This window comes from Pseudidiomarina insulisalsae (genome assembly GCF_003987065.1).
Classification (GTDB): Bacteria; Pseudomonadota; Gammaproteobacteria; order Enterobacterales; family Alteromonadaceae; genus Pseudidiomarina; species Pseudidiomarina insulisalsae.
The window spans coordinates 250,031-263,376 of sequence record NZ_PIPY01000002.1; the positions used below are offsets into that span (position 1 = coordinate 250,031).

Below are 13,346 nucleotides of genomic sequence, written 5' to 3' on the forward strand. Positions count from 1 at the left end.
ACGGCACAGCATATGCTTAAAAATACAGCTCGAAACGCACGAGAACTGCATTGTCGCCATCCTCGGCAAAATCGCTGGAGACGACGTGTTGCCATTCGATACCTAACTCCATTCGCAAGTTATAACTGTTGTAGTCCGACTGCAGCCACTCTGACATCCAGCCTACCCCGAGACCGGTGCGAGCATCGTCAGCGTCACCCAGAGCAGCCAAGTCATGCGAGGTGTCGCCTTGTAAGAAGCCGTAGACTCGTAAAGTCTGTAAATGGTTGCGGGTTATCGCAACTACCGGTCCCATCTCCAGACGACTATAGAACGCCGATTGCTGATCGTCGGGAAAATAAATTCCGTCCACAAAAAAGGTACTGTACCAAATGCGTTCATGTTGCGGCTCCCACCATTTACCCTCGCTCCATGGACTTAGCAAATCAATGGAGGCCCGCAGATATGGCTTGAGTTCCTCATCGCCATCAAGTTGCTGTCGTAGTCCCAGCGCCAGCACCGAGTTAAAGGTCTTTGACGGCTTCCAGGTCAGCCCGACATCGAGCTCCTGCGTTTCGAAAAAGTCATCTTCGCCGCCTTGTAACAGGCTGATCTGCGCGCCCAGGCCACCGATAGATGCTTGCGCTTCGGTAAATTCATAAGCGGCCTGCAGCTGCATAAAGTAGTCGCCCTGGGCGTCTACCCCCTGGCCTACGTTAGCGCGACTGCTGTCACCGGCCCAACCTGCGATAGTGAAGGACCACTGGCTCTCAACCTCGCGATGCAAGCGTTGTGCTTTGAGCAACTGAATCTCATCCGCTTGCGGATCGGCCAGCATCTTGTCGATGGCCGCAGCGGCATAATGCTGCGTTTTTTCATTATTGTCGCGGTAATTAAACGCATAAGCTGCTTGATGCAGGTGTTTAACCTGCGCCCCAGCTTCATTACCCTGCAGGGCAGTATCAAAATCGTCGGCTGACTCTACCGGGTCACGCTCATAAATGGTATAGGCCAGTTCAGCCTGAAAATGGCGATTGTCGGGAAAGCTTGCCACAGCATCCCGATACAGTGCTTCCAGGGCGTCGCGGTCATTGCGTTTGCGATATAAATCAGCACGTTTCTCAACCAGTAAAGGCGAGTCAAACCGATCATCGGCGCGCTCAAGTATCAGTAAGGTCCGGTCATCATCTTTTTGTGCCTGTGCAATATCGACCCCCAACAACCACCAGTCCAGGTCATCCTCTTGACGCGCTGTCTGCCAGGCACTTTGTGCTGCAGGAAGATCGCCCTGCATAAACGTCATGCGGGCGATGGCGAGTTCATCCGAAGACACCCGTTCAGCGGGGGGTATGTTGCGTAAATAACTGACCGCAGCCTGGTGATCGCCCACGCGTTCAGCCAACGCCGCAAGTGAGCGCAAATCGCCTGCACTGGGCTCAGCACCAAGCGCCAGTTGCAGTGCCTCATAAGCCGCGACCGGGTCACGATCGATTAAGCATTCGGCACGGGTACGGATGCCCCGTTCCTGACTGACCTGTGTCAGCGCCGCGAGGGCTGCGTCACAGTCACCGTACAGTCGCCATAGCTCGGCGACATCCACCGGGTCAGCATTACTGCGGGCGAGTAACTTAATGCGGTCGGCATCAATCTCGTCAGGCCGCCCGTAGAGAATATTCACGTAGCGCGATAGCAATGCTCGGCCCGGGGCGCTTGCCAGGTTAAGTTCGCTGAAAGCTTCCTGCAGTAACGTAAGGGTCTGTTCGGCTTCTCCACGCTGCCATAGCAGATAGGTCGCTTTCTCGAGTGCGGCAGGGTCGCGATAATCACGCCAGATTCGCAGCCAGGTCTGCTCGGCGTTGCGAGCATCGCCGATGCGATCATACGCCATCGCTAAATAAGTGAGCTCCGCTTCATTGGTCGCATTATTAGCCAACAGCTCAATTTGCTGCTGCCAGGCTTGCTCATTATGGTAATAATTCATCAGCAAGCGACGGCGCTGAGCCTGCAATGCACCCGCGGTAAACTGGGTGCGCTGAATCGCGTCGTAAAGCTGAAGCTGCTCAGCAAAAGAAAGCCAGACCACAGGGTTTTCCTGCACCGAACAGTTTACAAACCGCTCGCGCGCGGCGGCTTCGTTGTCCATTTTCAGCAGTATCTCAACCTGCTCCAGGCAGCTCGTCTGAGCGGCATCCGCTAAAGCCATGGCCGCCTCTAACTGGCCATCTTCTTCAAGCAGGAAATAATACTGCCGGGCGTCCGCTGAACTCAGGTAGTTACGTTGGTGCAGCCAGGCAAAATAATCTCTGGCGCTTTCGTGGTCACCCCGGCCTAGCGCTTTGTAAGCGAGCTCTCTGATAACCCCGCCGGCAGCTTGCGGATAACGTTGTGCCAGCGCATAGGCGCCGGCGTCATCGTTCGCTTCAACCAGAATATAACCGAATTCGGCGATTTGCTCCGGTGCCAGTTCGGCGTATTTTGCGTAGCGGGCAAATTGCTGAGCAGCAGCATCAAAGGCGCCGACATCAGCCGCAGTCCTGGCCGCAATCAAATGTAGCTCCGGCGTCCACAGCTGCTCTGGCAACGCATTTAACCAAGCCCAGGCGACTGATTTCCCCTGTTCTTGTTGCAATTGATACAGCCCTTGCTGAATCAACTCAAGCTGCTGGCGGGCATTCAGCCCCGCCAGAAACTCGGGCATGTCAGAAGCCTGCGGTACCTTGGCGGCCATTGCTGTACGCAGCATCCGCTGCTGCATTTCAGCGCGCCGGTCAGTGGGAATTGCGTTCAGGTACGCTTTGGCGCGGGCAAGATCCTGATTTAACATGGCCAGCTCAAACGCGTACTGGTAAAAAGCGACGTGGTCAGGCGCAATGGCGATGGCACGTTCCAGCTCCTCCAGTGCAGCCTGATAGCGCTCCTCCTGCTGCAGACGATAGGCTTTGTCAACATAAGGATAGGTGCGGAATTCCTGATAGTCAGACAGACCGACGAAAATGGAGTCATCCATGGCCTGTGGTGCGATTGCAGTCAGCGCTGCTATGAAACTTAAAACACGCATGTGATACCCGGCTGCCCAGCAACCGCCTCTGATAATAGTTCTTTCATTTCAATCTGATGTCGCTGTTGATAGGCAGCGGCTTGCTCGCGTTGCTCATCAGTAATGATGCTCTGACTGACAAGGTAATCTCCCAGACGTTTTTCTTCGCGCCGATCGTAAGACAGCATTACCTGTGCCATCACCGCCGGGTCGATGACCCTTGACTGCACCAGGGCGGCGCCAAAAGGTAATTGACGAATGAAATAAGCATCACGCAAGAGTTGTACCTGCTGCTCTGTGAGCTGACTGTTTTCGCGCGCTTGTGTGAGAAATTCGCGTGGGTCGGCTTCTTCGTCGTTCATGTACCAGTAGCGTAAGCCTAATGTCACCGCACCCTGGGTCGTGACACAGCCGCGCACTGGCCGTTTAAGTTTACGACTGAGTGCGGCTTCAGCGACAGGGCTAAGGGCGTACTCGCGACCGACAATAAGCGTGCGTCCCTCTTCGGCCAAAGGCAGTATGGAATATTTAAAGGCTAACTCAGCAGGCAGCTGATCAATCAGTTGCTTGTCCAACTCGAAAGGATCACAGGCCTGAAACGAGCTGTATTCCTGTACCGCGATGGCTTCACTTAACTGATCCAACGTGACGAAGCCCGCAGTCACTAAATAAACACCCAGACGAATGCCCAGTGGGCGTTCCAGCAGTGCCTGCTCAAGTTGCGCCTCGGTCAAATGACCATTAGCAATCAAAATTGATCCCAGCGGTTGCTTGCGAGGGGGGGCGACGACCGGGAAGATATGGGAGGTTTTATCCCAGGCAACCTTACGCGGATCACCATGTTGTAATACTTGCTTAATGGCGCGTAGGCTGGCAGCAAAATTAATAACAGTGCCCCAAAAAATTCGCACGATGGACATAAAACCCTGAAACCAACCGTAATATTGCTTGGCAAAATAAAAGCGTTGAAATAAGCGGTTAGCCAGGAAGAACAAGTTGGCCATCAATAAAGCGATAAAAACCGGCTGATCTTCAAAAATCGACAGTACCCTATAGCTGTTGGGTATAAACTGTTCGATGATCCAGATAGCCAACAGCTGAATGAAAACGGCCATGGCTAAGAAGCTGACGATATTAGCCAGGGCGCCGCGCCGATCGCGCCAGAGGAAGTAATTGATGCGCCAGTCTTTGGTCCATTTCAGTTTCCGTGAGCCCTGAAAGATGATACCGATAATCCAGCGTGTTTTTTGTCGGACCGAAGTCTTAAAAGTGGTAGGAAAATATTCGCGGACACAGACCACGTTGCCATCACGTTCATCAACGCCGGCATGCTTCTCACGCAGTTGTGCCTGCTCGAGCTTGACCGGATAACGGACAAAAATTTCTTCCATACCCCAAGCCTTGAGGCGAAAGCCAATATCATAATCTTCAGTCAGTGAACGCACGTCAAAGGGTAAGCCGTCACCCTCTTTGAGCAGCCGTAGCATCGCGCGGCGGCTAAAACAGGTGCCTACTCCAGCGCTAGGGACCTGTCCGGCGATCGATTCGCGCACCACAATGTCTTTACCATGTAGCTCGGCAAACTCATCAAGATAATGTGCGGCGGTAAAGTCGTACCAGTTTTGTGGAAATGGGTAAACCGGTAGCTGGACCATGTCCTTGCGACCGACCAGGTAATTAAAAAGTCGAAGCTCCATACTGGAAATGACGTCCTCAGCGTCATGCAGAATGAAGCCGTCAAACTCAATTTTGGTCTTTTTCTCAAATTCAATAATAGAGGCAATGATATTATTTAAGCAGTCCGCTTTACTGGTGGGACCGGGTTCAGCACAGATGACTTTGTGAACATTAGGGTAATGCTCTACCACATGATCCACTTCGGCCTGAGTTTCAGGATCATTTGGGTAAGTTCCTACAAAGATCTGATAGTTTTCGTAGTCTAATGAGGCAGCAGTGGTGGCCGCCATTTTGTCCACTACGCCCACTTCTCGCCAGGCGGGGATCATAATTGCCAGGGGTTTTTCTGGTTCTGCCAGCAGTTTATCGGGGTCCGAATAGTCATATTTCCGATAAACGGTAAGTTTCCGATAAAGGTGCCGGACCCAGTAGTAACAGTCGATAAAAAAGTCATCTAAACCGAAAATAAACAGAATGACCACTACGACAATGGCTAACCACTTGAGACCATAAAGGTAGAGGACAAAGACGTCAAACCAGGTCATAAGTGCCTCCGCACTGGAATTGCTGCCCGCTTTAAACGGTTAACTTATCAGCTAACTCTAGTACAACATTACATTTCTTCCATCGCCCGGTAAAAAAAAATAAACGAGTATCACCTTTAACTTACTTTTAAATCTTGTGCCAGCTCGACAATATCCGGCAACGATCGAAATGCGGGTTTGGCGAAATAGTACCCTTGCATAAAGCGAACTTTTAATTCGAGCAAGGTTTCAACCTCAGCCAGGGTCTCAACACCTTCGGCCAGCAGTTGTGTTCCTTGCAGTTCACATTGTGACCAGATTTCTTTGACTTGTTCCTGTTTCTCAGGATGTTTATCAATATCACTCACTAGTGTACGGTCAAGTTTCAGAATATGTGGCCGCAGCTCAACCAGCCAACGGTGACTGGCGTAACCAGCGCCATAATCATCAATCGCCGTTCTGAACCCTCTGGCAGCATAGCTGGAAAAGATCCGTTGCAAATGCGACTTACTGATAATTTCTTCACCTTCTGTTACCTCAAATACCAGCTTGGTTAAATCAAACTCATAATGATCGGCAGCCTCAATGGTGGCGCGAATGCAAGTATCGGGATTGTAGACAGCATTGGGCAGGAAGTTTATATGTAAAAAGTTATTGCAGCCTAAACTTGCGGCGGTTTCAATAGCTTTCACCCGGCAGGCTTGGTCGAAATAATAGCGATTGTCATGTGTCACACGCTCAAACACCCAGCCCGCCCCTTCGCCATTCGGCCCCCGAACCAGGGCTTCATAAGCACATATCTTTTGTATCTGCATATCGACAATCGGCTGGAATGCCATTTCAATCTGAAAACCCAGGTCTTTACCTTCCAGGCAATCTTTACACGTCTGTTGTCTAATATGCTCAGGTATAGTCATTTGATCCCTTTTTTAGTTGGGCTAATTGAGCAGCCAGATAAGGCTTCCTGCCGCAATGAATAACCAAAGAATAACCGCTAATAACAGTGGCTTAAACCCCGCAGCGCGAATTCTTTGTAAGGTTAAGCTTAGTCCAATCAGGAACAAACAAAAAACCAGGATCCGTTTTCCCAACACGAACAACCAGCTGTAGGCAACCTCGCCTTGCGGGAAATAACTGGCGATAACGGCGGCAATCACAAACCCGCCAATGAACCACGGCAGCGTCCATTTTCGCGCTCCCTCTTTGGCGTTATAACGCGCGGCAATGAGCGCCGACAGTACAGCTAAGGGCACAATCCACAACGCCCTGGCAAGCTTGGCGGTCGTTGCCACCAACAACGCCTCGTCACCGTAAGCTTCTGCTGCGCCGACCACCGACGAAGTATCATGAATGGCTACGGCCGCCCAAATACCAAAGGTATACTGGTCAAGTTCAAGAAAATGGCCGATAAGCGGGAAAATCAGTAACGCGATGGAGTTAAGAATAAAGACAACCGCCAGCGCCAACGCCATTTGATCGCTACGGGCGCCAATCGCCGGGCCTACCGCGGCAATGGCACTGCCCCCGCAAATTGCGGTGCCTGAGCCAATTAAGTGTGCGGTGCTTAATTCCAGACGCAACGCGCGGCCAATGAGCAACGCCAGACTCAGGGTCACAACAATCGAGGCAACGATGAGTCCCAATGCGTCACCAGTTACCTGAAGCGCGGTTTGTAAATGGATACCGAAGCCCAGCATAACGATTGCCACTGCCAGCAGTCGCTTTGCCAGTTGCGCCGGATTCAGTCGTGCCGGCACCCAGCCAATCCCTGCCAGAATAAAGCCTAGCACCAGCGCCAGTGGCGATGAAATAAAGCCGCTTAGCGCAAGAGCTCCGACGACAACAAATGCTAAGATAGCCAACATTGCCGTGCTACAGCTGGTTAATGGGTAATTTCAGATACACTTTGCCCTGCTCGTCAGCGGGCGGCATTTCACCGGCGCGAATATTGACCTGAATAGATGGCAGGATAAGTCGCGGCATCTCGAGTGTAGCGTCGCGGTCATTGCGCATGGTCACAAACACCTGCTCAGATATCCCGTCGTGGACATGCTTGCTGGACTGCCGTTGCGCCGCCACAGTCGTGCAAAACTCATAGTCACGGCCGGCTGGCGGATAATCGTGACAGATGTAAATTTCAGTATCGGCTGGCAATGCCAGCAGCTTCTTAATCGAGCGAAATAAGGTCGTGGCGCTGCCACCCGGGAAGTCGCAACGGGCGGTGCCCACATCAGGCATAAATAAGGTATCACCGACAAACGCCTTTGCACCATCAATCAGGTAGGTGACGTCGGCCGGTGTATGGCCAGGGGTATGTAGCACCTCAAATTGCATGCTGCCGACTTTGAACGATTCGCCGTCAGTAAATAAATGGTCAAATTGTGCCCCATTCGGTAAAAATTCTTTCTCGAGATCGAACACCTCTTTAAAGATTTTCTGGACCTCACGTATGTGCTCGCCGATACCAATTTTTCCGCCGAGTTGCTGTTTCACAAAAGGTGCGGCCGAAAGATGATCGGCGTGGGCATGGGTTTCCAACGTCCACTCGAGGGTAAGTTCCTGTTCGCTGACGAAGTCAATCAGGCGCTGTACCCCGTCAGTGGCGGTGCGTCCCGACTTGTAATCAAAATCAAGCACCGGGTCAATAATCACCGCTTTGCCGGTGGTCTCGTCCCATACGACATAGCTGTAGGTCTCGCTTTCCGGATCGAGAAATGCGGCCACCTGGGCATGGCTTGCTGCAGTCATGGGTTACTTCCTCCCTTACACGCGAATTAGTTATCTCTAAAATACGTGATCGTGGGGCATAGTTAAACTGGATTCGTTTTCATTGTGCGTATAAAATTGCGCCTTTCGTTTACCAGTAGTGAGAGTTCATCATGGGTCGCGCCTTTCAAAACCGTAAAGAATCGATCGCCAAAACCGCGGCGGCGAAGAGCAAAGTTTATAGTAAGTATGGCCGGGAAATTTACGTAGTCGCCAAGCAAGGCGGCCTTGAACCTGAGTCAAATTTACAGCTGCGCAGCCTGATCGACCGTGCGAAAAAAGATCAGGTGCCTGCACATGTTATCGAAAAGGCCATTGATAAAGCGCGCGGCGGCGCCGGTGAGGACTATGCACCGGCCGTATACGAAGGCTTTGGTCCCGGTAACTGCATGGTCATGGTGGAATGCCTGACCGATAACCCGGCACGCACCTTCGGCGAAGTGCGTAATTGCTTTACCAAAACCAAATCAAAGATCGGCGCTCCGGGTAGTGTCGCGCACATGTTTGATCACTGTGCCATTTTGAAGTTTGCCGGTAGCGATGAAGATGCAGTGCTGGAAGCGCTCATGATGGCCGATGTCGATGTGACCGATATTGAAGCCGAGGAAGGTCAGATTACAGTATTCGCGCCAAACACTGAATGGCATAAAGCGAAAGTGGCATTACAGGAAAATTTTGGTGACATTGAATTTGAAGTAGACGAGATTCAGTACCTACCGCAAGTCATGACGGATATCGCCGGTGACGACGTTGCCATGATGGAGAAGTTTCTGGACATGCTCAATGACTGCGACGATGTCCAGAATATTTATCACAACGCTAATACCTAACCACGCAGTTTAGCTGGCATAGCGGCCCGTAGCATGCGCTACGGGCTTGCTTCCTCTCCTAGCAGATTCAGAATAAACGCATATTCCTCAGCAGTTTCCTTCAAGCGCGCGAAACGTCCTGACGCGCCCCCATGTCCGGCTTCCATGTTCGTTTTGAACATCAGCGGATTATCATCCGTTTTCATGTGTCGTAGCTTCGCCACCCACTTCGCAGGCTCAAAGTACTGGACTTGCGAGTCATGCAGCCCGGTCGTAACCAACATTGCCGGATAGGCTTGCTTCATCACCTGGTCATAAGGTGAGTACGACAACATATAGTCATAATACGGTTGGCTCTGCGGGTTACCCCACTCATCGAACTCGTTGGTGGTCAGCGGAATGGTTTCATCGAGCATGGTGGTTACCACGTCGACAAAAGGCACATGGGCAACGAGGCCCCGGTACTTCTCCGGTGCCATATTTGCCACCGCACCCATTAACAGACCACCGGCACTGCCTCCCATGCCAAATACTTTACCCGGGTGCGCATATTCTTCAGCGATCAGATGCTCGGTAACATCAATGTAATCGGTGAAAGTATTCTTTTTATTTTCCAGTTTGCCTTCTTCATACCAGTGACGGCCCATTTCCTGGCCGCCGCGGATATGCGCGATGGCATAGACAAAGCCACGATCGACCAATGAGAACACCGACGAGCGGAAGCTAGGCTCTGAGGTTGAGCCGTAAGAGCCATAGGCGTACTGGTACAATGGGGCGCTACCATCCTGTTTGAAGTCTTTCTGGTAAAGCAGCGACACCGGAATCCGGCTACCATCGTCGGCGGTCGCCCACGTCCGCTCGGTGGCATACCGTGAAGCATCATAGTTCGGAACGTCCGTGGCTTTCAGTACCTCGCGTTCACGAGTGGCCATGTTGTAGGCGTAGGTTACTGTTGGCGTAATCAGTGACGTGTAACGGTAACGTAATACCGCGGTGTCCTGCTCAACGTTGGTGCCAAAGTACATGACATAGGTCGGCTCATCAGCGTTAATGACATAACTTTGCTCAGGATTGCTCCAGGGCACCACGCGAATCTGACGCAAGCCTTCACGTCTCTCATTCAGCACCAGGTAGTCGGTAAATACTGCAAAATCCTGAATGAATACAGCGGCATCATGTTCGACCAGCGGTTGCCAGCGAGCTTTATCGCCCAACTCATCATGGCTGACCTGCATCACCTGATAATTCGGCGCATTATAATCAGTAAGGATGATCCAACGCCCGTTCAGGTGCTCAACGCTGTACTTCAGGTCGCGCTCGCGTGGCGCGACGACCTGAAACTCACCATCCGGCGTATCGGCGTCGAGTACATGTACTTCATCAGAGACGGTCGCATCGAGCGAGATCGTCACGTATTCATCGTCAGTGGTGTTTGACACCCACATGTAGAAGGTCTCGTCCTGCTCTTCATAAACAACTTCGGCGGTGGCAATTGGCTGACCTAACTGATATTTAATAACCCGCTTCGATAATAAGGTTTGCGGATCATTTTCAATCACAAATAAGGTTTCATTGTCTTTCGCCCAGGCAATGGCCGCTGAAATGCCAGTGATACCAGTTTCAGTTATCTCACCGCTGACCAGATTTTTGACGTGCAGCTCGTACTGGCGACGACCCACATTATCGACCACGTAGGCGAGTTTGCTCTGATCCGGACTGACCTGCAAATTGGACACCTGCATGAAAGGCTCACCTTCAGCTAGCGCATTGACGTCAAGCATCACCTGAGTTTCACCGGTTTCCAGGTGCGTACGGGTATAAATGGGGTATTCTTGGCCCGCTTCATACGCGGTCTGGTAACTGTAATCACCGCGCTGATAAGGAACTGAGGTGTCTTCCTGCTTTACCCGCCCCAGCAACTCTTTTTCTAATTCATTGGTGAGTTCCTGATAATCAGCGCGATAAGTATCGTAGTAAGTATTTTCCGCGTTCAGATAGCCCAGAATTTCAGGATCTTTACGCTCATCATCGCGCAGCCAGTAATAATAATCGACCCGCTCACCATGCGGTGATACAACCGTATAGGGTTGACGCTTGGCAACCGGCGCTTGACCCTGTGTACTGTCCTTATTGGTTTGCTCCGTTGGCTGGCAGGCAACCAGCACCGACAGTGCTGCAGCACCCAGCCAGTAACGCGTGTTAGCAAATGGTTTTAATTTCATTGTTCACGTCTCAGTTATTGCAAAGGTAAGAAGCAACTTTTAGCTATATCTTGCGCAAGGTCAAGATGGTCAGCCAATAAATCTTCCCCACCGGTTTGCAAAACATGGGAAAATTTACAGTATGACAACACTTAAACATGTCAACGCTAATAAATGCCATTGGTCGATTATTTATTGAACTGATCCGACCAGAGATGTATGCTCTTCCGCTGAAATTTTTAGGGGAACGTCTTTCTTGTACGCTTTTTATTGGCAACTTACTGATTACCGAGTCATTTTTTGTTCGGTTGTCAAGCTTCTTTTTGGCTTGCTGCTCATTATGGGTGGCGGGCTTGCGCATGCGCAACAGACAGAAGACCTGCCAGCCATGGATCAGGCCATTGAAAAGACGCTTGACGACCTACTCAGTAGCGCCGGTTCCGAAAGCGAGATGCTGGCCGCCATGGAGCAACTGCAAGCGAAGATGAAGCCCGATGCACCCGCGATGACGCGGGTGCGACTGCAATCCTACATGGCGCTCTCACATGCCTATCTCGGGCGGGAAGATTACGCCTATCAATTACTTGATGAAACCCAGCAGCTTGCGCAGCAAAGTGGTTTGGCGGATGCTCTGGCGGAAGTCGCGGCAACGCGCATCTTGTTTAAAACCATCGAAGGCAAACTGACGGAAGCCTATACCCTGATCAATGACGCACAGATGCCGTTAGAACAGGCCCGCCTACCCCGAGTGCGCTACTTCGCTCACAACCTGATTGCCAATGTCTATCAAGCTAAAAATTTACCGGAAAGAGCACTGGAGCATTTGATCGCTGCAGCAACGGCGGTTGATGAAACAGCCGATGAACGGACACCGATCCGTCGTATCTTCCTGAAGTTACGCGTTGCCGATATTTATCAAAAGCAAACACAGTACGCCGCCGCCCTCAGTGAGATCGAAGAAGCTGAACAGCTGATGCATTCTGCGGGCTTAACTGCGATGTATGCGCCGGAGATTGCCTTTCAGCGTGCTGTCATTGCAACTTCGCAAGGCAATTACGACCGTGCCTTTGAAATCTACACGCAGTTAGAACGGGACATTCAGAACGATCCGCAGTGGGCGTCCCTAGAGCCAACCGTTCTGAATAATCTTGGTGACCTAGCGATTCGCACCGAGCGTTATGAAACGGGTATCGCAGTTCTGCAGGATGCACTGCAGATTGCCCGGCAACAAGGCGATGTCATTACCGAACAAATGATCCGTTTCAATTTAGGGTTCATTGATGTGCACCTTGGTAAATTTGAGCAAGGCCTTGCCACTATGTCCGAAATTGTGTCTGGTGCGCGCGGTGAATGGATCAGTAGTTCGTTCGAGCCAATGTTAGGTGAATACGCGCAAGCACTAGAGATGGCGGGCCGCCACCGAGAGTCGAATGGCATTTTGCTGGAGCAACGGGACTTACGTGAGCAAATTTTTGACACTGAATTACAGAAAAATGTGACCGAGTTACAAAACCTCTATGACTCGAAAGACAAAGCCCAACAAATTGAGTTGTTGCAACAACAGAACCAGTTAAGCGATCAACTGCTCCGCAATGAGCGTCAGCGGCAACTCATTCTTACGCTTGGAGTCGTCGTGGCAGCCCTGTTGTCGGTCCTGGCGTTTTACCTTTATCGCAGCGCACAGCGCTCGAATAAAGCGTTGGTATTTGCCAACGCGCAGTTGGCCGATCAGTCGGTCCGCGACCCGCTTACCGGTCTATTAAACCGTCGCGCCATGCAACAGGAACTGCAACGCCAGGCGCAAGAGCTGGCAGATAGTAATGATGCCATGGTCCTGCTGGATATAGATCACTTTAAGCGCATTAATGACCGCCATGGCCATAATGCCGGTGACGACGTCATCCGTACGATTGCTCGCCGGTTGTCGGAAATTTGTCGTGACGAGGACAAAGTCATTCGCTGGGGCGGTGAAGAGTTTCTCATTTATTTACATAATACCAGTAAAGAGGCGCTGCCCCGCTTTGTACTGCGAATGCTGAAGACCATTGCCAGCGACCCGGTACAAACCGAACGTGCCGAGATTGGCGTCACCGCCACCGCCGGTTTTATAAGCTACCCGTTCACCGACTCCCGGCAGCAGACGATTGACTGGGAAGCCACCCTGCAATTGGTCGACAAGGCCCTATACGCCGGTAAAGTACATGGTCGCAATCAGGCCTGGGGAATCACCAGTCTCAATCTACCTTACGCAGAGGCCGATAAAGTACTCGATACCGACTTAGCCAGAGCTATCGACGCCAACTATGTTTCTGCGGTCACCTTGCACGGCCCGGAGTAAACTCCTGCATTTACA

The 13,346-nt window shown here is 51.5% G+C and carries 8 protein-coding genes; 2 read left to right on the forward strand and 6 right to left on the reverse strand.

Annotated features, from left to right (window positions below):
• Window positions 1-16: 16 nt before the first annotated feature.
• From CWI71_RS02695 to CWI71_RS02715, 5 genes are all read right to left on the reverse strand, one after another.
• Window positions 17-3,037 (reverse strand): NfrA family protein, encoded by a 3,021-nt coding sequence (locus CWI71_RS02695; protein ID WP_126753715.1) that lies wholly within the window; start codon window positions 3,035-3,037, stop codon window positions 17-19.
• Window positions 3,025-5,238 (reverse strand): glycosyl transferase family protein, encoded by a 2,214-nt coding sequence (locus tag CWI71_RS02700; RefSeq protein ID WP_126753716.1) that lies wholly within the window; start codon window positions 5,236-5,238, stop codon window positions 3,025-3,027. Before CWI71_RS02700 ends, CWI71_RS02695 begins: the two co-directional genes overlap by 13 nt.
• Before the next feature lie 116 nt (window positions 5,239-5,354).
• Window positions 5,355-6,134, reverse strand: a complete 780-nt coding sequence (locus CWI71_RS02705; RefSeq protein WP_126753717.1) for an EAL domain-containing protein — start codon at window positions 6,132-6,134, stop codon at window positions 5,355-5,357.
• Window positions 6,135-6,155: 21 nt separating this feature from the next.
• On the reverse strand, window positions 6,156-7,082 hold the full coding sequence (locus CWI71_RS02710; RefSeq protein ID WP_126753718.1) for a YeiH family protein: 927 nt from the start codon (window positions 7,080-7,082) through the stop codon (window positions 6,156-6,158).
• 7 nt (window positions 7,083-7,089) lie between these two features.
• Window positions 7,090-7,965: an MBL fold metallo-hydrolase gene (locus CWI71_RS02715; RefSeq protein ID WP_126753719.1), complete on the reverse strand. Its 876-nt coding sequence runs from the start codon at window positions 7,963-7,965 to the stop codon at window positions 7,090-7,092.
• A gap of 131 nt (window positions 7,966-8,096) precedes the next feature.
• On the opposite strand from CWI71_RS02715, the gene CWI71_RS02720 reads away from it, so the two are divergent.
• On the forward strand, window positions 8,097-8,813 hold the full coding sequence (locus tag CWI71_RS02720; protein WP_126753720.1) for a YebC/PmpR family DNA-binding transcriptional regulator: 717 nt from the start codon (window positions 8,097-8,099) through the stop codon (window positions 8,811-8,813).
• Between the two features lie 38 nt (window positions 8,814-8,851).
• Here the strand turns inward: CWI71_RS02720 and CWI71_RS02725 are convergent, their stop codons facing one another.
• Window positions 8,852-11,014 (reverse strand): S9 family peptidase, encoded by a 2,163-nt coding sequence (locus tag CWI71_RS02725; RefSeq protein ID WP_126753721.1) that lies wholly within the window; start codon window positions 11,012-11,014, stop codon window positions 8,852-8,854.
• A gap of 319 nt (window positions 11,015-11,333) precedes the next feature.
• Between CWI71_RS02725 and CWI71_RS02730 the strand changes: the two genes are divergently transcribed.
• On the forward strand, window positions 11,334-13,331 hold the full coding sequence (locus tag CWI71_RS02730; protein ID WP_198678712.1) for a tetratricopeptide repeat-containing diguanylate cyclase: 1,998 nt from the start codon (window positions 11,334-11,336) through the stop codon (window positions 13,329-13,331).
• The last annotated feature ends 15 nt before the right edge of the window (window positions 13,332-13,346 follow it).